Raw genomic sequence first — 18,769 nt, 5'->3', positions numbered from 1 at the left:
CGCCCGGCGGAGTGTCGCAACGCCACTTGCCACCATGGCGCGAGATAAGCGGATCGACTATAATACCTGCCCATCATCCAAAAGGATTGAGCGTGTTATCTCTCGAACTCGGGATCGTTGCGATCCTGATCGTCGTCAACGGTCTGCTGGCAATGTCGGAGCTGGCGATCGTATCCTCCCGTCCTGCCCGCCTCGCCGCTTTGGTTGAAAAAGGCGTGACAGGTTCACGCCGCGCACTGACGCTGGCCTCCGATCCCGGCAAGTTCCTCTCCACCGTACAAATCGGCATTACACTGATCGGTGTTTTGTCGGGCGCCTTCTCCGGTGCGACGCTGGGCCAGCGTCTCACCGTACTGTTGCTTGACCTTGGCGTATCGAAAGGTCTCGCCGATACGCTCGGCGTCGGCATCGTCGTATCGATCATTACTTACGCTTCGCTCATCATCGGCGAACTCGTGCCGAAGCAGATCGCACTGCGCGATCCCGAAGCCGTGGCCGTGCGCGTTGCGCCGGCCATGGTGTTGCTCGCAAAAATCTCACTGCCGCTGGTGTGGCTGCTTGACCGCTCCGGCAAGGCGATCCTGTTTCTACTTGGGCAGCGCGGTGAAGCCGAAGAGAAGGTCAGCGAAGACGAAATCCGCACGCTCGTGACTGAAGCGGAAACCGCCGGCGTGCTTGAGCCCGGCGAGAAGGAAATGATCGCAGGCGTGATGCGCCTCGGCGACCTACCCGTCGGTGCCGTCATGACGCCGCGCCATGAAGTGGCGATGATCGATCTTGCCGACCCCATCGAGACCATCCAGGCCGAACTCGCCGGCAGCTCGCATTCGCGCTTTGCGGTGTTCGATGGCGACGGCGATTCCGCCATCGGCATCGTGCAGGCCAAGGATCTGCTCGATGTGTATTTGAGCGGCAAGACGCCGGACATCCGCGCGCTGGTGCGCGAGGCTCCGGTCATTCCCGACACGGTCGATGCGCGCGACGTGGTGGCGATCCTGCGTGACTCGCCATTCCATATCGGCCTCGTGCATGATGAATACGGCGTGTTCCAGGGGGTGGTGACATCAGCGGATATTCTGGAGTCGATCGTCGGCGCCTTTCACACCGAGGAAGGCCCGGCCGAGGTCGCCTTCCACAAACGCGAGGACGGCTCCTACCTCATCTCCGGCTGGATGCCCGCGGTGGAGTTCGCCGCCCTGCTCGGCATCGACTTGCCCGCGCAGTCGCGCCCCTATCAGACCTTCGCCGGCTTCCTGCTGCAGGAATTCGGCAAGATTCCCGAGGTCGGCGACGAGATCATCTCGCATGCCTGGCGGTTCGAGGTCATGGACCTCGACGGCCGTCGCATCGACAAGGTGCTGGCGAGCCGCGTCAAGGAAGAAGCGCTAGGGTAAATTCATCCCAGCGCTCCATGTATCGGGACATCAGGCCGTGAAGAGCGGCCGCAGCGAGCGGATATCCTTGACCTTCTCCAGATTGTTGATCTGATCGATCAGCTTCTTCGCCTTTTTGGCCCCGAGAACCGGCGCGATCAAGTCACGGGCCTTTGCACTGACGGCTTCGGTGCTCAGCGGATTTTCCTTGGTGCCGGGCGGGAACTTGGTGAAGTGCTCCACCTTCTTGCCATCCATCATCTCCACCTCGACGATAGCGCCGCGCGGCGCGGCCGGATCCATCAGGGCCTTATCACCGACCACGGTTACCTTGGCGCGCTGCTCAAGGATCTTGGAATCCTTCATCAGCGCCTGGTCATGGCTGTCGACGAACGACACGGCACCCTTGACGAGCGCGACCGCCACCAGATGCGGGCAGTTGACGTCGGGCATCGCGCTGGTGCCGACGATCCCCGTCGCATCGGTCGGAATCTTGACAAGGATGCTCTTCACATTGCCCGGCGTCAGGCCATTCTGCTTGCGCAGGGTCAGGATCGCGTCGAGAGGCGACTGGATGGGATAACCGACCGAGAATGTCTTGATCGCCGTTTCAGTGACGTAGAAGCGGCTGCCAAGACCGGCGAGCATCTCTTCCGGCTTCGGATCCGTGGACAGCGCAATGAACAAGTTATGCGTGCCATCGAGGACGTCATGAACGCCGGTCAAACCGGCCTGAACCATGGTCACGGCGGTCAGGCCGTTGCGGGCGCCCATGCCCGCGAAGTCGAAAGCCTTCTCGACGTGATCCTCGTCCTTCACCCAGCTCCACAGACCAGCCACCTGCTGCGAGGAATAGGAGATCGCATAACGCATACCCTTCTCGTCTAGCCGAGCCAGCGATGCGGCTGCACCGAGCGAGCCGAAGGTGGAACTCGTCCCTTCCGCGCTACGATGGCTGCCGCGCACGAGGTCAGGTCCGAGCGCCATCAACAGACGGCAAGTGAGATCATAGCCGAGCGTCACCGCGCGTATGAACTCGATGCCCGAACGGCCGCCTTCCTTCTCCGCCATGGCCAGCGCGGACGGCACGACAGCGCTTCCCGGATGCGCCTTGGTGACCGGCTCGAAATCATCGGTCTCGTCCGCATGCGCGCGCATGGCATTGGCCAGCGCGGCGTTGACGGCGGTAGTGCGGAAACTGGATCCGATCACCGACGCCTGCTGTTCGCCGCCGAGCCCGCGAACATATTTCAGGACCATCTCGCCCGGATGCATCCGCGCACCGGAGACCATCGCGCCGAACGTATCGAGGATGCGGTGTTTGCATTCCGTCATCACCACATCAGGAAGCGCCTTGTCGCGCGCCGAGACCATGTAGCGCGCAAGACGCCCGGTGACATCCGCATCCGCTGCTGCAGCCTTGCGAATGATGGACGGCGAAAGCGTTAATGCGGCGAGAGCACTGGCAGACTGGAGAACGCGACGGCGTGAAGGCGTACGACGCTGGGACATGTCATCCTTTAAGGAGTGTTGGCCGCAAGGCTCCCTGGAGGGATGCGGCGAGGTTTCTGCTCACAATACTGACGGCGTGACGATTGACGTACGTTCAGGCCACCTCGCGAAGGCCTCAATGCTTCATCGCGGGCAACGGCTGTCAGGCAGTGGATCGCGCGCCTGCCCTTGCAATATCTCCGGCGCTCACCAAGCCCTCCACCTTCCAGCACAGCTCCATGACCTTTGCCGCCTGCTTGTGCGGCAGGATTCCTTCAGCGAGATCCTTGAACTTGCGTTCGAGATCGGCATCGCTCATGGGCTTCTCGAGGCTGCCGATGGCGTGCTCGATCCGCTTCTTGAGCATGCGCCCGTCATTCAACTCGACGGACATCTCGACCTGTTCCGGCTTGATCGATTGATCGACAGTCGGAACGACTTTGCCGCGCAATTCGATCGTCTTCGCGTCGCGCACCGCCCCATCGCTGAACTGCTTCTCGCCGCCGGCGCCTTCGATAAAGGCGATGGCAACCGCATGATAGACGCTGAATTTTCCTTCGAGCCCCTCCTTGGGGGTCTTCTTGCCGGTAAGCTCGAGCACCAGCGGATGAACCTTCACGTCGACCTGTTTGATCATATCCGGCGTCAGCTTGTTCTCATTCCTGAGCTGGATCGCCGCGTCGATCAGCGGATGCAGGACGATGCCGCAGGCAAACGGCTTGTAGGTGTTGAGCGCTGACTCGTAACGCTTGCCGAGCCCCTCGGTGATCTCGGCATAGTCCTGCTTGGTGCTGATGGCATTGGCCCAACCGCGCTTGGCCTCGATCATGCCATCGGAGCTGGTGTAATTCTTTGACGCGAGGATAGCGGCAAAGATGCCGTTGCTGGCAGCACGGCCGGGATTGAAGCTCTTGTTCATCGAACCGAAGGACTCCCGCAGGCCGACAGGCTGCGAGGCCGCGAGCCCCAGCGCCCAGATCATCTGCTGTTCGTTGAGACCGAGCAGCTTGCCAGCCGCGGCGGCCGAGCCGAATACGCCGGCGGTGCCGGTGATGTGCCAGCCGACGTCATAGTGGTTCGGATAAACGGCATTGCCGATCCGGCATTCGGTCTCGATACCGAGCACCAGCGCATTGAGGAAATCCTTGCCGGACACCGGCTTCATTTCCGCAATCGCCAGAATCGCAGATGCGACTGGACCAGCCGGATGAATGATCGTCTTCAGATGAGTGTCGTCATAATCGAAGATGTGGCTCGAGACACCATTGATGAAAGCGGCGTTCATGATGTCGAAGCGTTCGTTGCGCCCGAACAACGAGGCCTTCGCCGGACCGGAGAATGGCGCCAGCGCCGACGCCGCGATGTCCACCGTCTGATGATGCGAACCGCCAATGGCGACACCGACCCAGTTCAACAGCGTGCGCACGCCTTCCTTGCGAACATTAGCCGGAAGGTCATCGTATTTGGCGTTGACGATGTAGTGCGCGAGAATCTGCGTCACATGCGGCGGAGCAACCGATGCGACTTTCTTCGGCGCCTCACTGGCAGCTGGCTCCGCAGCCAAGGCACCACGCCCCGCTGCAGCCAGAGCCGGGAGTGCAGCAGCTGCCTGCAAGATGGTCCTGCGATTGGTGTACGCCATGGGATTTCCTCCGAACTATCATTCTTCGCGCGATCGACGCGCCGCTTCGTCGGGCTGCGGCGATACGCCTATTACAATTCGATAGCAAGCTGTTCGAATTCAGGCGACCTTACGGATTTGCAATATATGCACGAGATAGCGCTATTATCCCGAATTTCTCATTTGTTTCATAAATTCACCCCCACTAGTTTTGATGCGGTCTGTTTCCGTTGCACGTCATGCGCGCTCTGGATTCCAACAAATAACTTTCAGGGTGAAACGCTGCAGAGATTCATCATCCGGCCGTGAGCGCAGCTCGTATTCCAGCAGAGACATATATCGTTTCGACAGCCAACAAATTTGCAGGTGCCGCTCTACGGCGACACATGCACCGATGATTCACGTCTGGTGCATGCCGCAGCGCATGCAGACGCAAGGAGATTAAATGCACCGACGTGACGTTCTGGCCGCGATGGCATCACTTGGCCTCACAAATGTGATTGGAAGCCGAATAGCGCAGGCTGCCGACGAACCCGCAATCCCCGCCATTGCCGGCCCCGATCTCAATACAATTCCTCCAAAGTTCCGCGCGCCCGCCGGAAGCGTCGATACGCATACACACATCTTTGGCCCTGCCGCGGTGTATCCGTTCTCGCCCAAGCGCCCCTACTCGCCGCCTGACGCTCCGCTCGAGATGTTTCGCAAGCTGCATGAAGCGATCGGCGTCGAACGGGCCGTCATCGTCAATGCGACCGTCCATGGGTTTGACAACCGCGTGGTGATCGACGCGATCGCGCAGAGCGGCGGCAAGTACAGGGGCGTCGCCAATGTGAACAACAGCATGTCGGAAGCCGATCTAATGGCGCTCGACAAAGGCGGCATCCGCGCCTGCCGCTTCGCCTTCCTCAAACGACTTGGCGGCGTCGGCGACATGAAGGTCTTCCGTACGCTGGTCGACCGCGTCGCCGCCATCGGCTGGCATGTGGACATTTATCTCGAAGCCGGCACAGTCCGTGAGTTCGTGCCGATCCTGAAAGCGCTCCCGGTAACTTACGTGATCGATCACATGGGGACGATCAGCGCCGCCAAGGGCCTCGACGATCCCGAATTCAAGGCACTGCTCGATCTGCAGGCCAGCGACGATAAGTGCTGGATAAAAATTACAGGTCTCGAACGCGCCTCGGCTGGCGCAGCGCCATTCCATGACTCCGTGCCGTTCGCGAAGCAGTTGATCGACAATGCGCCGGACCGCGTGTTGTGGGGCACCGACTGGCCGCATCCGAATGTCAAGATCATGCCCAATGACGGCACGCTCGTGGATCTGATCCCGCTTTACGCGCCGGATCCCGCGGTTCAACGCAAACTGCTGGTGACCAACCCAGAGAAGCTGTTCAAGTTCACGCCAGTGACGTAATTGCCGCGGCCCATCTGGCGCCGAGACCTGCAGCCCTCATGGTGAGGGGCGCGCCCTTTGCGCTCGTCTCGAACCATGGGCCCGTTGACACCAACCTTGCCGCCGTTCTTCGAAACGCCGCGCAAGAGCGCGATTCCTCAGGATGACGCCGTCGTTTGATCGGCGAGTTGGATCCCTAGAGCAGCCCCAGCACCACATCTGCCGGCCGGCACAATCGCGTGCCCTTCAGCGTCTCGACGATGGGTCGGTTCATCAGGATCGGATGCGCGATGATCGCGTCGATCAGCGCGTCATCGCCGAGCGCGGGATCAGCAAGCCCAAGCTCGCCATAGACACTTTCCTTCTCGCGTAACAGCGCCCGAACGCCTCCGCCCATGGCGCCGATGAGCGCGACCAGCCGGGCGCGATCCGGCGACGTCTTGAGATAATCGATCACCACCGGCTCAATCCCGCTCTGCCGGATCATCGCGAGCGTAGTGCGCGATGTCCCGCAGGAGGGATTGTGGAAGATGGTGACCGTCATGGTGCGCGAGGTTACTCGATCACCCGGCCGAACTTGTTCGACTTCGGCAGGCCGGTCGCGAGACGGCCGGCGTCCGCGCGATTGCCGCGCCAGTCGGCCAGTTCCTTCCAGGTCAGGCGATGCTCGCGGTCGGACGAGTCCTTCCAGGTCAGGCCTTCCTTGGCCACGAGAGTGGTGACATCCGACAGGCCTGCGCTGGTGTATTTTTGCAGCCGCACACCGCGGCCACGCGCCATTTCGGGCACCTGGTCGAGCGGGAAGATCACCATCTTGTGGTTGGTGCCGATGACAGCGACCTGATCGCTGCCTTCGCCGACCACCGTCAGCGCCCGCGCCTCGTTCGGCATCTCGACATTCAGCACCTGCTTGCCCTTGCGGGTGGTGCCGACGCAGTCGTCCTCATTGACGAGGAAGCCCTGACCGTCATGGCTGGCAATCAGGAACTTGCGGCCGCCCTTGTGCACGAACATCGAGACGATGGCGGCATCGCCCTCCATGTCGATGAACAGGCGGATCGGCTCGCCATGGCCGCGACCGCCCGGCAGCTTCGAGACGTCGAGCGAGTAGAACCGGCCATTGGTGGCCAGCAGCATCAGCTTCGAAGTCGTCTCGGCAAAGAACGCCTTGTCGAGCTTGTCGTCGGTCTTGAAGGTCAGGTTGGAGAGATCCGCAACCTGGCCCTTCAGCGTGCGGACCCAGCCCTTCTCGGAAATCACGACCGTGACGGGCTCGCGCTCGACCAGCGACTCTTCGAGGGCTGCGAGATCGTGCTCCGGCGCATCGGCGAACACCGTGCGGCGTTTGCCGAGCGGCGTCTTCGGCCCGAAGATGTCGCGCACCTTGCGGACCTGCTCGCCGACCTTGGCCCACTGCTCGGTTTCGGACTTCAGGATCGCGTTGATGCCCTTGAGCTCCGCGCGGAGCTCCTTGTCTTCTTTCCTGATCTCGAACTCTTCGAGCTTGCGCAAGCTGCGCAGCCGCATGTTCAGGATCGACTCGGCCTGCAATTCGGTGAGGCTGAACGCCTTCATCAAAGCCGGCTTCGGCTCATCCTCGGTGCGGATGATCCGAATGACTTCATCGATATTGAGATAGGCGATCAGGTAACCGCCGAGCACTTCCAGCCGATGTTCGATCTGGTTCTTGCGGAAGTTGGAGCGGCGCAGCAGCACGTCGCGCAGATGGTCGAGCCATTCCCGCAGACATTCGGCAAGGCCGAGCACCTTGGGGATGCGCCCCTTCACCAGCACGTTGAGATTTAGCGGAATCTTGCTCTCAAGCTCGGTGAGCTTGAACAGCGACTCCATTACCAGGCCGGCATCGACATTGCGCGTCTTCGGCTCGATGACGACGCGGATGTCTTCGGCGGACTCGTCGCGGATGTCACCGATCAGCGGCAGCTTCTTGTCGTTGAGCAGCTCGGCGATCTTCTCGATCAGCCGCGACTTCTGCACCAACCATGGAATCTCGGTGACCACGACATTCCAGGCACCCCGGACGCCCTCTTCTACATGCCACTTGGCGCGGGTGCGGAACGAACCGCGCCCGGTCATATAGGCTTCGGCGATGCTTTCCTTGGAATCGACGATGATGCCGCCGGTCGGGAAGTCCGGACCTTTCACCCAGCGCATCAGCGATTTCGATTTGGCGTCGGGCTTGTCGATCAGATGCAGCGCGGCGTCGCAGAGTTCGGCGACGTTGTGCGGCGGGATCGAGGTGGCCATGCCGACCGCGATGCCCTGCGCGCCATTGGCCAGCAGGTTCGGGAAACCGCCCGGCAGCACGGCCGGCTCTTTGGTCTGGCCGTCGTAATTCGGGCGCAGCTCGACCGCGTCTTCGTCGATGCCTTCGAGCAGCAGCCGCGCAACATCGGTCATGCGGGCTTCGGTGTAACGATAGGCCGCGGCACTATCGCCATCGATATTGCCGAAATTGCCCTGGCCATCGACCAGCGGATAACGCGACGAGAAATCCTGCGCGAGGCGCACCAGTGCGTCATAGATCGACTGGTCGCCATGCGGATGGAACGAGCCCATCACGTCGCCGACGATCTTGGCGGATTTCTTGAATGGCGTGCCCGGATCGAGCCGCAGCAGGCGCATACCATAGAGGATGCGGCGGTGAACCGGCTTCAAGCCGTCCCGCGCATCCGGCAGCGCCCGATGCATAATCGTTGACAGCGCATAAGCGAGATAGCGCTCCTCGAGCGCGTCCCGCAGCTGCACTTCGTGAATTTCAGCCGGCTCCGGCGGAATCAGTCTTTTTCCCATGGCGAGGGGTTAGCGCCTCCCGGCGAATCGGGCAAGAAATGAATCACGCGCCACCGATCAAGTTCCATCGATATCGGGGCGCCCTCGCCCCGGGGAGAGGTCGCCCACGTCATTTCGTCAGCCATTAGGCGATGGGATAGATGGCGGTTCCAGGCTCAGCCTGGACGCCATCTTCCCGCGGCTATTTGGATTTCTGGATGGAGGTCACGACGATCTGACCATCGACGCGACCGGCATCGAACTTCACCTTGTCGCCCACCTTGACCGATTTCAGGATCGCCGGGTCTTTCACGCGAAAGACCATGGTCATGCCCTCGTCCATATCGAGGCTCTTGATCGGACCGTGCTTCAGCGTGATCTTGCCTGCCGCTTCATCGATCTTCTTCACTTCTCCGCGCACCGCAGCGTCCTGCGCGTAACCCGCGACGCAGAACATTGAGAGCGCAACAAACGCGACAAGCGCGACAAATCCATTGGTCTTCATAGTGCAGTCCTTTGCGTGAGATTGAGCTGTTCGCATCGGGCTATTTCACGATGACCTTGCCGATCATCCCCAATTCGCGATGCGTCGGGATCAGGCATGAATATTCGAACGTCCCTGCCTTCGAGAACTTCCACAGGATTTCCCCGGACTTCTTGGCAGCGAGACGCAGGCCGTTGGGCTCGTCATGCTCCATATCGGGATTTTTCTTCATCGCTTCGCCGTGCTTCAGATTCTCTGCCGTGGTCGCCAGCAGGAATTCATGTGCTTCTGTCCCGGCGTTACGGATGACGAAGCGAATCTGCTCGCCGCGCTTGACCTCAATGACCGCAGGCGAATAATCCATCTCGTTCATGCTGACGACGATCTCCCGCGCCGGCTTCTTGGGATCGCCGGGTTCGCCGGCCGAATATCCTCCGTGCTTGTCGTGGGCCACAGCAGCGGCCGAGTAAGCCATCGCGGCCAGCATGACGCCGCGACCAATGTATTTTCGAGTCTCGTTCATTTCAGTTTTCCGTGTTGATTGTTGTCTGTGATGACGATGTGCAGTCCCGGCCCTACATTCCCTTCATTTTCATGCCCTTCTTCATATCCATCGGCTTCGATCCCTGGCCTTTGATGGTTTTGTCCTTCACGCCCGTCTGTCGTGGAGCTTCGCTTGGGGGCGCCTCGATCTCATAGGCCACCGTGCCCTTCGGGAAATCGTAAGGACCCGGATCGCGGTAATCGTCGCGCGCGAGTCCGTCCCGCACCTTCATGATGCTGAACATGCCGCCCATCTCGATCGGACCGAACTGACCTGATCCCGTCATCATCGGCAGCGTGTTATCCGGCGCCGGCATCTCCATCTCGCCCATGGCGCCGCCGGTGGATCCCATCACCATCGCATCCGGCGCGAGCTTGCCGACTGCCTTCGCCAGATCCTTTTTGGAGACGCCGATCAGGTTTCTGACGTCGTGACCCATCGCATTCATGGTGTGATGCGACTTATGGCAGTGGAACGCCCAATCGCCGGGATTGTCGGCGACAAAATCGAATGCGCGGATCGCACCCACCGGCACGTCAGTGGTGACTTCCGGCCATTGCGCGCTGTCAGGCACCCATCCTCCATCGGTACAGCTGACCGCAAACTTGTGCCCATGCAGATGGATCGGATGGTTGGTCATCGTGAGATTGCCCACCCGTATCCGCACACGGTCGCCGAGACGCACCGGCAACGGATCGATGCCGGGAAAGACGCGACTGTTCCACGCCCACATATTGAAGTCGGTCATCTCGTTGACCTTCGGCAGATAGGTGCCGGGATCGATGAGATAGCTGCTCATGATGAAGACGAAATCGCGATCGGCGGGCCGGAAGCTGTTGTCGCGGGGATGCACGACCATCATCCCCATCATGCCCATCGCCATCTGGACCATCTCGTCCGAATGCGGGTGGTACATGAACGTGCCGCTGTGCTTCATCTCGAATTCGTAGACGAAGGTCTTGCCGGGCTTGATGTGCGGCTGGCTCAGCCCGCCGACGCCATCCATGCCACTTGGCAGGATCACACCGTGCCAATGCACGGTGGTGTGCTCCGGCAGTTTGTTGGTAACGAAGATGCGAACCTTGTCGCCTTCGACAGTTTCGATCGTCGGCCCCGGCGACTGGCCGTTGTAGCCCCAGAGATATGCTTTCATGCCGTCCGCGAATTCGCGCTCGACGGGCTCGGCGACCAGATGGAATTCCTTCCAGTCGCCATTCATACGCCACGGCAATGTCCAGCCGTTGAGCGTAACCACCGGATTGTAGTCGGGCCCGCTCGGCGGATGCAGCGGTGGCTGCATCGTTACTTTGTCCATCATGGGCGCTTCGGGAATACTCGCCGCCTGGGCGCGGCCGGTCACCGCAGCCGCACTGGCAAGCACCGTGGCTGTGCCGAGAAAGTTTCGCCGGGACAACATGGTTTTCTCCATTTCAGTGCCCTCCTCCACTGGACGCCTGCGCGGCCGTCGCGGATCTTGTTTCGGATGATGGTTCGCTGCGGCCGCCGCCATTGATCGCGGTCTGCAGTTCCGACTGCGCGAGCCAGAAATTGCGCTTGGCTTCAATGGCTGCGCGCAAAGCTGCGATGCGTTGGCGGGCCTCGGTCAACAGCGCGAATACATCGACCTGCATGCTGCTGAAGCGCAATTGCATCTCCTCCGAGATGATCTTGCGGAGCGGCAGCACCTCGCGCTGGTAGTGACCGGCGATATCGTAGGTCGAGCGATAGACCCTGAAGGCATCGCGGGCTTCGGAGCGGATATTCACCGCCTTCTCGGTCAACAGGTTGAAGGCCTGATTGTAGATTTCTGCGGCCTGTCGAACGCGCACTTCACCACCGTCAAAGATCGGAATCTGGAACTGCACGTCGAAGCCGGGTTCGCGGAACGGCGCGCCCTCCGGATCACGCGTCTTGCGGTCGATGCCGGCGACGTCGAGCAACGTCACGAACCGGCTTGCTTCAGTGAGGTTCAGCGACTTGGCGAGAGCAGCGAGTTCAATGCGGGCGATCTGCAGGTCAATGCGGTGTGCAACGGCATCGACCTCGATGCGCGGCAACGACAGCGGCTGGCGCGGCAGTATTGGAAGTTTTTGCGGCAGCCTGATGCCGATATCGGTGTCCCAGAGTCCGAGCAGACGGATCAAACGCTCGCGCGAACTCGTGGCCTCCTGGCGGAGCGTTGCGAGATCGGCGGTCGTCTCCGCGTAGAATACCTGCTCGCGGGCTTGGTCGAGCTTGTTCAGCGATCCGGTCTCGCCCAGCTTCTGCGCGAGTTGCGCTGTGGCTTCCGCCGTCGACTTGGCGTCCGTCAGCAGGCCAACAAGTTCATTGGCAGCGACGGCGCGGTAGTAGGCGCGTCTGACGTCAGCGGCCAGCCGCAGCGTCTCTTCCGCGGCGCGCAATTGCGCCTTCTGGAATCGCTGACGGGCGATCTCGGAGCGGAACGGCAGTGTCGCCAGCGCGAGAATATCGCCGACGACCTGTCGCTCGATTTCCAACGCGCCGTTGCCGGAAATGCGCGAGATCGAGAATGTCGGATTGGGCGGCAGGCTGTCGCCGACCAGGTCAGTCTCAGCCAGCGCCAGTTCGTTATAGGCGGCCTGCAGCCCGCGATTACTGAGCAGTGCGATCTGGACCGCGCTGTCGACTGTCAATGGCCGCCGCAGCAGGGCTTTGACGGTCGCATCGGCACGTTGTGCGTCATCCGGCGTCCGGATCGCCATCACGTCCTTGTTGATGGTATCGCCTGCGACCCCGGCGACGACGCCCATACCGCGATCCGGCGAAAACGATGCACATCCCACCAGCAACAGCGTCGATAGCAGCGTAATGCCGGCTGCAGACCTTGAACCGAATTGGCGCGCATGCGTGCGCGACTTGTGATGCCTGTTGAACATGACGTGCCCCTACCGGCCAGATTTCGGCACAGGAGCGACACGGTCGTTCTGCTCGCGCCATGCCGACGGGGCAACCGGCCGGAGGCTGCTGTAAGGAGCCACAGTGGAGCGATAGCCGACACCAGCGACCTTGGCGCCGGGATCTGCCGGGTCGGCGCCAACCAACGGTGCGGTCACTGGCATGCAGCCACCGAGCGCCATACTGGCAGCGGTCATCGCTGCGAGGATTCCAAATCTGATATCGAATAGCTTCCCGACCACCGAACAAACGGCGGCGAGCTTCGCCCCAAGCTGCGCAAGCATGTTATTTTCCTGAAATGACGATGGATCACAGGTGCGCGTGCCCTTAGCGGGCACGGCACCGCGTCGATACGATCAGATCAGGAAATGGGAGGGCGGTAGAGCCGGGCGGGCGCACTGTCGGTGACCGCGCGATAGCCTTCGGTGACACGAAGGACCGTCGGCACCGAAGGGGTCACGATGTCAGTCAGCGGTGCCGGCAGTGCGGAAATACACATCAGGCCGCAGCATGGACCGTTCGGTGAATGCGGCACTTTGTGCGAACCGGAGGCATCGTCGATCGCCGTCAATGCGTGGTCGCCATCAGCATGTGCGGCTGCAGAGTGTGCGGCTGATGCGTGCGCGACAGAATGATCGTGCGCGTGACCATCCCCATGCATGTGCGCAGACGCGCTGCTATTAACATGAACCATGCCGGTCATATGACTTTCGCCAGTCAGGCACGGCGCGACCGGGTGCTGTCCCGGCAAGGCAAAGGAGATCGTCGGCGCCAGCACGCACAACAAATAGGCCAAGGCGACGAACCACCCTGCCCTTAGTCGCTGTACTCTGGTCAGACGAACCGGCATCTGGATGCGATATCTTCCTATCAACCCGTCAACGCACGGAACATAGACGCGAATCCGGCATTCGCCAATGTCGAACTTGCCTCAGGACGATGAGATTCGCGCGAGGTGCCGCGTCACCGCGTTGATGAACCCTTCGCGGGCGTCGGAATGGCCCTGCCCGCGCGGTTCCAGCACGTTGCGGAGCAGAAAGCGCCCGGTCAGGTCGAAGCCATCCTGCAGGTCGCGGTCGGAGATGCTGTTCTGGCCGTCTTCACTCTCGCGCAGGAATGACGGCAGCCGCATCAGCCGGTCGCGATACGGTTCACCCGCGGTCCGGGACACCGCGTTGCCAGATTTGGGTGACACGTAAATCAGGTCAGAGGTCACGCCGGTGGCAGCGCAATTCTCCAGATCGAGGCCGAAGCCGAGTTCGGTCAACATCGCCAGCTCAAACCGGATCACATGGAGCGCGGCTTCGCCGACATCATCGAAGTCATCCAGGATGCGCTCCAGCGTCTCGTAGATGTCTTCATGCGGATCGCGCTCCGGCAGCAACCGCGCCAGCGAGGCGAGATGGGTGATGCCGTAGACCGCATGGGACGAACCCAGCAGCGTCGCGGCACGCATCAACGTGCCTTCCATCAGGTAATAGCCGAGCTGTTCGTCCAGCCGCGCGCGCCATATCGCCTGCACGCTATTGCCGGGTTGCAGCAGCGGTCGCATCTTTGACCCCGCACCACCGCGCACCAGGCCGAGATGACGACCATGGCTACGCGTCAGCAATTCGACGATGGCACTGGATTCGCCATGCCGCCGCACGCCAAGGATGATGCCCTCGTCCGTCCATTCCATGGGGGGCAGTTTACAGGAATTCGGCAGCCGCCGCAGTAAATGCGATCAGGCCTTGAACCACGTTTTCGCATCGCCGGTGAAAGCGCAATACAGCCCGAGCCCGGTCAGGATGCATGACACGATCTCGATCGCACTGTCGAACTGCAGTCCGTACAGGCCAAGCACCTGAAACAGCGACAATACCGAGAATGCCAGCGACACCACCAGCACCCAGCGCGGCCAGCCCTTGCGGTGATAGGCGGCGAGCCAGACGAGCCAGACGAAGAACAACAGCATGCAAGCGGCGACCAGATTCGCCGCCATGATGGTGCTCTCGGACATCGCAAGGTCAGGCGTGCGGTCCTGGAACGCGATCGACAGCGCGTCGAGGATCAGCGACATGTAGAGCAGGACTTCGAAATAGAAGACGTTCTTCGGAAGGTTGGCGGGAGCGGTCATCTTGTCGGCTGCACTTCCATCATCGCTCCCCGATCACTCGTGAGGAAATTCGAGGCCCATTTCGCGATAACGATTGGGATCGTCGCCCCAGTTTTCGCGCACCTTCACGAACAGGAACAGATGCACGGGCGCGCCCACGATCTCGGTCAGCTCCCTGCGCGAGTCCGCACCGATCTGCTTGATCGTCGCGCCGCCCTTGCCGAGCACGATCTTGCGCTGGCTTTCGCGCTCGACGAAAATCGTCTGCTCGATCCGCACCGACTTGTCCTTGCGCTCGGTCCAGCTATCGGTCTCCACGGTCGATTGGTACGGCAGTTCCTGATGCAACTGGCGAAAGATCTTCTCGCGGGTGATTTCCGCCGCGAGATGCCGCATCGGCGCATCCGACATCTGGTCTTCGGGATAATGATACGGGCCGGCGGGAACATCAGCCGCGAGCCTGCGGCGCAGGTCGTCGACGCCGTCACCGGTCATCGCCGAGATCATGAAGGTCTCTTCGAACTTCAGCCGCTCATTGGCCATCTGTGCCAGCTTCAGCAGCTTTTCCTTCGAGACGATGTCGACCTTGTTGATGACGAGGATCTTCGGGTGATTGACGCTCGCAAGCTGCGCGAAAATCGCCTCGGCCTCTTCGTTGATGCCCGCTTTGGCATCGAGCAGCACGCAAACGACGTCGGCATCATGCGCACCGCTCCATGCCGTCTTGACCATCGCCCGGTCGAGACGCCGCTTCGGCAGGAAGATGCCGGGCGTATCGACCAGGATGATCTGGGCGTGGTTCTCGATCACGATGCCGCGGATCAGTGCGCGGGTGGTCTGCACCTTGCGCGAGACGATGGTGACTTTGGAGCCGACCAGCGCATTGACCAGCGTCGACTTGCCGACATTGGGCGCACCGATCAGCGCGACAAAGCCGCAGCGGGTTTCGACGGGTGTCCCTTCGGACTCATGATCTGGTTCAGCATCGCTCACGACATTATCCTTCATTGCCGCCACTGCTGACGCCTTCACGCGCAATCATTGCCTGCGCCGCGGCCTTCTCGGCGGCGCGCTTGCTGCCGCCCTCGCCCTCGGCAGGCGCAAAACCCTTCACATCCACCTCGATCTTGAAATGCGGATCGTGATGCGGACCGGATCGTTCGACCTCCCGATAGGCCGGTGTCGGCAGACCGCGGCCCTGGGCCCATTCCTGCAACACCGTCTTCGGATCGCGCAGCGGGCGCACTGGCTTGCGCATGCGCTCGGTCCAGTTGCGCTGCACGAAGCTTTCCGCAGCCGGATAGCCCCCGTCGAGGAAGATCGCGCCGATCACAGCTTCGCAGATATCGCCGAGGACCGACTTGCGCAACCGCTGACCGGCGCCGGCGCCGACCGTGCCGAGCTTGATACCCTCGAGAAGACCAAGCAACCGTGCCACGTCGGCGCATGCTTCCTTGCGGACGAGGTCGGCGAGCCGCTTCGACAACTCGCCTTCATCCGCATTCGGGAAAGCACGAAACAACATGTCGGAGACAACGAGGCCAAGCACATGATCGCCCAAAAACTCGAGACGCTGGTAGCTCTCGGTCCGGCTGCGCTGCGACTTCAGGGCCGACACATGGGTGAAGGCTGTCGCCAGCAGCAGCGGGTCCTTGAAGCTGTGACCGATCCGCGTTTCGATCTCGGCTGCGGCGACCTTCGCCGCTGCGCGTGCCTTCTTCTTGCGGGCAGCAGCCGTCTCCGGCGTAGCCTCGGTCGTCGAGCTAACTTCGTCGGTCTTCGGCGCGGTCTCGATGGGATTGTTGGAGTCGTCGGTCATCGCACGATAGAGAAAATTCGATTCCAGCGTACGGCGGTCGGCCAGCGCCAGATCTGCCAAGCATGTTCGCCTTCGGCGATCGAGAAGAAGATCATCTGCGCGCGACCGACGAGATTCTCGAACGGCACATAGCCGACGGCCGACAGCACGCGGCTGTCCGTCGAATTGTCGCGGTTGTCGCCCATCATGAAGAAGTTGCCGGGCGGCACGGTGTAAACATTGGTGTTGTCGTAGAAGCCGTTGTCGACGCAATCGAGCGTCTCATAGGTGACGTTATTGGGCAGCGTTTCCTTCCAGCGCTTGACGCGCGCCGTTGCGTCGGAACCGCACGGATCTTCGCCGACGAAGTCGCTCATACGCTCGCGCTGCACGGGCTTCTCGTTGATGTAGAGCAGCCCCTCTTTCATCTGGACGCGGTCACCGGGCAGACCAATCACGCGCTTGATATAGTCGGTAGAGTCGTCCTTCGGCAGACGGAACACCACGACGTCACCACGCGACGGCTCGGAGCCGAAGACGCGGCCGGAGAAGATATTCGGCGACAGCGGGATCGAATAGTGGCTGTAGCCGTAGGAATATTTCGAGACGAAGAGGTAATCGCCGACCAGAAGCGTGGCCTTCATCGAGCCCGACGGGATATTGAAGGGCTGGAACAGGAAGGTCCGGATCACCAGCGCGATCAGCAGTGCGTTGATGACAACACGGATGGTCTCGCCGACGCCGCTTTCAGTCTTGGTCCCGGATGTCACACTCATCGCTTTCCCGATTCCCGCAGCGTCGCCGCGCGGCTGGCAGCGCATTTTGGGGCAAGGCGGCGTCGCGCCTCGCACGAAAAATGCATTAGATTCATATAATTACGGCAAAGTCCTGCAAATGCCATGAGCGGCGTCAGCGAGAATTGGCGTCGGTTCGGTGTCCTCGCAGGTTTAAACGGTTGTTGGTAACGGTGCAATGAACCGCCCCGAAAAGCCGCTATTTCCCGCCAGTTTGACGTGCCGGCTTGTGATCGCACCGCTTCAGGTGCGGCTCCCGGCCAGCCCTCAGGGCTTGGGCGACGGGACGGCCGAAATTATGACGAAAGCCTGCGCCAGCGGCCAATCGTCCGTGATCGACAGATCGATCTGGGCATCATGCCCCGGCGGTATCAGGGCCTGCAGCCGCACCAGCGCACCGCCGGTGAGCTTCATGGAGGGCTTCCCCCCGGGTAGGTTGACGACGCCCATATCCCGCCACCAGACCCCCTGGCGGATGCCGGTGCCCAGCGCCTTGGACATGGCCTCCTTGGCAGCGAAACGCTTGGCATATGTCGCCACCACCATCCTCTCGCTCTTCACGCGGCGCTGCGCCCTCGCCCGCTCAGCCTCGGTGAAGATGCGATCGAGGAAGCGATCGCCATGGCGTTCGATCACCTTGGCGACGCGCGTAATGTCGATCAGATCGGAACCGATGCCGATGATCATGAGGCGCCCTTGGACTGCATCCGCCCGCGATCCATCGCCGCGCGCATCAGACGCACCGTATCGGACAGACCGATGAACAGTGCCTCGCCAATCATATAGTAGCCGATGTTCAGCTCCATGATTTCGGGCAGCGCCGAGATCGTCTCGGCGGTGGCATAGTCGAGACCATGGCCGGCATGCACTTCCAGGCCTGCGGATTTCGCCAGCCTGGCGCCGGCGGCAATGCGCTGCCACTCGTTGGCGGCCTTCGCGGTATCGCCATCGGTGATCGCGTCGCACCAGGCGCCCGTGTGGAGTTCGATCACGGGGGCCTTTAGTTTAGCGGCCATTTCGATCTGCTTGGGATCAGCCGCGATGAACAGCGACACCCGCACGCCGGCTTCGGTGAAGCGCGCGATTGATGGCTCCAGCGATTCACGCTGGCCGACCACGTCGAGGCCGCCTTCGGTGGTCAGCTCCTCACGCCGCTCCGGCACCAGGCAGACGGCATGAGGCTTCACCGCCAGCGCGATCCGCACCATGTCCGGCGTCGCCGCCATTTCGAAATTCAGCGGCTTGGAGATCTCCGCCTTCAGTCGCTCCATATCGGCATCGCGGATATGGCGACGATCCTCGCGCAAATGCGCGGTGATGCCGTCGGCACCGGCCGAAATGGCTTCCAGCGCAGCACGAACGGGATCCGGGTGCTTGCCGCCCCGCGCGTTGCGCAGGGTCGCGACGTGATCGATGTTGACGCCGAGGCGCAGCGAGGATGAAGACATGACGGAATTCCAGAAG

Annotated in this window: 19 protein-coding genes; 2 read left to right on the top strand and 17 right to left on the bottom strand. The window is 61.4% G+C overall.

The features are described from left to right. The first annotated feature begins 92 nt into the window (after nt 1–92). Nucleotides 93–1,394, top strand: a complete 1,302-nt coding sequence (locus AB8A23_RS17790; RefSeq protein WP_439058706.1) for a hemolysin family protein — start codon at nt 93–95, stop codon at nt 1,392–1,394. Nucleotides 1,395–1,424: 30 nt separating this feature from the next. Here AB8A23_RS17790 and AB8A23_RS17785 read toward each other — a convergent pair whose 3' ends face one another. Next, nucleotides 1,425–2,885 carry an MmgE/PrpD family protein gene (locus AB8A23_RS17785; RefSeq protein ID WP_439058707.1) on the bottom strand — a complete coding sequence of 487 codons (1,461 nt, stop codon included), beginning with the start codon at nt 2,883–2,885 and terminating at the stop codon, nt 1,425–1,427. Nucleotides 2,886–3,027: 142 nt separating this feature from the next. Next, nucleotides 3,028–4,506, bottom strand: coding sequence for an MmgE/PrpD family protein (locus AB8A23_RS17780; protein WP_439058708.1), 1,479 nt, complete (start codon nt 4,504–4,506; stop codon nt 3,028–3,030). 424 nt (nt 4,507–4,930) lie between these two features. Here AB8A23_RS17780 and AB8A23_RS17775 point away from each other — a divergent pair, with 424 nt between their 5' ends. Beyond that, nucleotides 4,931–5,899, top strand: a complete 969-nt coding sequence (locus AB8A23_RS17775) for an amidohydrolase family protein (protein ID WP_439058709.1) — start codon at nt 4,931–4,933, stop codon at nt 5,897–5,899. A gap of 175 nt (nt 5,900–6,074) precedes the next feature. On the opposite strand, the gene arsC is transcribed toward AB8A23_RS17775, so the two are convergent. From arsC to AB8A23_RS17700, 15 genes are all read right to left on the bottom strand, one after another. Beyond that, complete coding sequence (gene arsC, locus AB8A23_RS17770; RefSeq protein ID WP_439058710.1) at nt 6,075–6,422, bottom strand: arsenate reductase (glutaredoxin); 348 nt, start codon at nt 6,420–6,422, stop codon at nt 6,075–6,077. Nucleotides 6,423–6,433: 11 nt separating this feature from the next. Beyond that, nucleotides 6,434–8,692, bottom strand: a complete 2,259-nt coding sequence (parC, locus tag AB8A23_RS17765; RefSeq protein WP_439058711.1) for a DNA topoisomerase IV subunit A — start codon at nt 8,690–8,692, stop codon at nt 6,434–6,436. A gap of 181 nt (nt 8,693–8,873) precedes the next feature. Then, nucleotides 8,874–9,176: a copper-binding protein gene (locus tag AB8A23_RS17760; RefSeq protein ID WP_439058712.1), complete on the bottom strand. Its 303-nt coding sequence runs from the start codon at nt 9,174–9,176 to the stop codon at nt 8,874–8,876. 40 nt (nt 9,177–9,216) lie between these two features. After that, the gene (locus tag AB8A23_RS17755; RefSeq protein ID WP_439058713.1) at nt 9,217–9,678 is read right to left on the bottom strand and encodes a cupredoxin domain-containing protein; all 462 of its coding nucleotides are present in this window, start codon (nt 9,676–9,678) and stop codon (nt 9,217–9,219) included. 52 nt (nt 9,679–9,730) lie between these two features. Beyond that, nucleotides 9,731–11,116 (bottom strand): multicopper oxidase family protein, encoded by a 1,386-nt coding sequence (locus AB8A23_RS17750; protein WP_439058714.1) that lies wholly within the window; start codon nt 11,114–11,116, stop codon nt 9,731–9,733. A gap of 13 nt (nt 11,117–11,129) precedes the next feature. Next, the gene (locus tag AB8A23_RS17745; RefSeq protein ID WP_439058715.1) at nt 11,130–12,596 is read right to left on the bottom strand and encodes a TolC family protein; all 1,467 of its coding nucleotides are present in this window, start codon (nt 12,594–12,596) and stop codon (nt 11,130–11,132) included. Nucleotides 12,597–12,605: 9 nt separating this feature from the next. Then, nucleotides 12,606–12,899, bottom strand: a complete 294-nt coding sequence (locus AB8A23_RS17740; protein ID WP_439058716.1) for a hypothetical protein — start codon at nt 12,897–12,899, stop codon at nt 12,606–12,608. 77 nt (nt 12,900–12,976) lie between these two features. Beyond that, nucleotides 12,977–13,411 carry a hypothetical protein gene (locus AB8A23_RS17735; RefSeq protein WP_439058717.1) on the bottom strand — a complete coding sequence of 145 codons (435 nt, stop codon included), beginning with the start codon at nt 13,409–13,411 and terminating at the stop codon, nt 12,977–12,979. A gap of 135 nt (nt 13,412–13,546) precedes the next feature. Continuing rightward, nucleotides 13,547–14,296, bottom strand: a complete 750-nt coding sequence (recO, locus tag AB8A23_RS17730; RefSeq protein ID WP_089263820.1) for a DNA repair protein RecO — start codon at nt 14,294–14,296, stop codon at nt 13,547–13,549. A gap of 45 nt (nt 14,297–14,341) precedes the next feature. Then, the gene (locus AB8A23_RS17725) at nt 14,342–14,734 is read right to left on the bottom strand and encodes a hypothetical protein (RefSeq protein ID WP_120292114.1); all 393 of its coding nucleotides are present in this window, start codon (nt 14,732–14,734) and stop codon (nt 14,342–14,344) included. A gap of 33 nt (nt 14,735–14,767) precedes the next feature. Further along, the gene (era, locus tag AB8A23_RS17720; protein ID WP_184517685.1) at nt 14,768–15,721 is read right to left on the bottom strand and encodes a GTPase Era; all 954 of its coding nucleotides are present in this window, start codon (nt 15,719–15,721) and stop codon (nt 14,768–14,770) included. Then, nucleotides 15,711–16,532 (bottom strand): ribonuclease III, encoded by an 822-nt coding sequence (gene rnc / locus AB8A23_RS17715; RefSeq protein ID WP_089263817.1) that lies wholly within the window; start codon nt 16,530–16,532, stop codon nt 15,711–15,713. The genes era and rnc overlap by 11 nt, the downstream gene beginning before the upstream one ends. Further along, nucleotides 16,529–17,287 carry a signal peptidase I gene (lepB, locus tag AB8A23_RS17710; RefSeq protein WP_089264616.1) on the bottom strand — a complete coding sequence of 253 codons (759 nt, stop codon included), beginning with the start codon at nt 17,285–17,287 and terminating at the stop codon, nt 16,529–16,531. Before lepB ends, rnc begins: the two co-directional genes overlap by 4 nt. Nucleotides 17,288–17,572: 285 nt before the next feature. Further along, nucleotides 17,573–17,992, bottom strand: coding sequence for a holo-ACP synthase (acpS, locus tag AB8A23_RS17705; RefSeq protein ID WP_175368494.1), 420 nt, complete (start codon nt 17,990–17,992; stop codon nt 17,573–17,575). Then, a complete protein-coding gene (locus AB8A23_RS17700; protein WP_439058718.1) occupies nt 17,989–18,753 on the bottom strand; it encodes a pyridoxine 5'-phosphate synthase in 765 nt (254 codons plus the stop codon). The genes acpS and AB8A23_RS17700 overlap by 4 nt, the downstream gene beginning before the upstream one ends. Nucleotides 18,754–18,769 lie beyond the last annotated feature (16 nt).

It is taken from the genome of Tardiphaga sp. 619_E2_N8_4, assembly GCF_051810905.1.
GTDB classification, from domain to species: Bacteria; Pseudomonadota; Alphaproteobacteria; order Rhizobiales; family Xanthobacteraceae; genus Tardiphaga; species Tardiphaga robiniae.
This window is presented reverse-complemented; position numbering and strand designations above follow the sequence as displayed.

What these genes read in the sequence shown, in the direction of transcription:
- rnc (WP_089263817.1), bottom strand. Translation starts at nt 16,532, where the DNA reads ATGACCGACGACTCCAACAATCCCATCGAGACCGCGCCGAAGACCGAC.
- AB8A23_RS17740 (WP_439058716.1), bottom strand. Translation starts at nt 12,899, where the DNA reads ATGCTTGCGCAGCTTGGGGCGAAGCTCGCCGCCGTTTGTTCGGTGGTC.
- lepB (WP_089264616.1), bottom strand. Translation starts at nt 17,287, where the DNA reads ATGAGTGTGACATCCGGGACCAAGACTGAAAGCGGCGTCGGCGAGACC.
- AB8A23_RS17700 (WP_439058718.1), bottom strand. Translation starts at nt 18,753, where the DNA reads ATGTCTTCATCCTCGCTGCGCCTCGGCGTCAACATCGATCACGTCGCG.
- arsC (WP_439058710.1), bottom strand. Translation starts at nt 6,422, where the DNA reads ATGACGGTCACCATCTTCCACAATCCCTCCTGCGGGACATCGCGCACT.
- AB8A23_RS17785 (WP_439058707.1), bottom strand. Translation starts at nt 2,885, where the DNA reads ATGTCCCAGCGTCGTACGCCTTCACGCCGTCGCGTTCTCCAGTCTGCC.
- AB8A23_RS17745 (WP_439058715.1), bottom strand. Translation starts at nt 12,596, where the DNA reads ATGTTCAACAGGCATCACAAGTCGCGCACGCATGCGCGCCAATTCGGT.
- parC (WP_439058711.1), bottom strand. Translation starts at nt 8,692, where the DNA reads ATGGGAAAAAGACTGATTCCGCCGGAGCCGGCTGAAATTCACGAAGTG.
- era (WP_184517685.1), bottom strand. Translation starts at nt 15,721, where the DNA reads ATGAAGGATAATGTCGTGAGCGATGCTGAACCAGATCATGAGTCCGAA.
- recO (WP_089263820.1), bottom strand. Translation starts at nt 14,296, where the DNA reads ATGGAATGGACGGACGAGGGCATCATCCTTGGCGTGCGGCGGCATGGC.
- AB8A23_RS17750 (WP_439058714.1), bottom strand. Translation starts at nt 11,116, where the DNA reads ATGTTGTCCCGGCGAAACTTTCTCGGCACAGCCACGGTGCTTGCCAGT.
- acpS (WP_175368494.1), bottom strand. Translation starts at nt 17,992, where the DNA reads ATGATCATCGGCATCGGTTCCGATCTGATCGACATTACGCGCGTCGCC.
- AB8A23_RS17780 (WP_439058708.1), bottom strand. Translation starts at nt 4,506, where the DNA reads ATGGCGTACACCAATCGCAGGACCATCTTGCAGGCAGCTGCTGCACTC.
- AB8A23_RS17755 (WP_439058713.1), bottom strand. Translation starts at nt 9,678, where the DNA reads ATGAACGAGACTCGAAAATACATTGGTCGCGGCGTCATGCTGGCCGCG.
- AB8A23_RS17775 (WP_439058709.1), top strand. Translation starts at nt 4,931, where the DNA reads ATGCACCGACGTGACGTTCTGGCCGCGATGGCATCACTTGGCCTCACA.
- AB8A23_RS17760 (WP_439058712.1), bottom strand. Translation starts at nt 9,176, where the DNA reads ATGAAGACCAATGGATTTGTCGCGCTTGTCGCGTTTGTTGCGCTCTCA.
- AB8A23_RS17725 (WP_120292114.1), bottom strand. Translation starts at nt 14,734, where the DNA reads ATGACCGCTCCCGCCAACCTTCCGAAGAACGTCTTCTATTTCGAAGTC.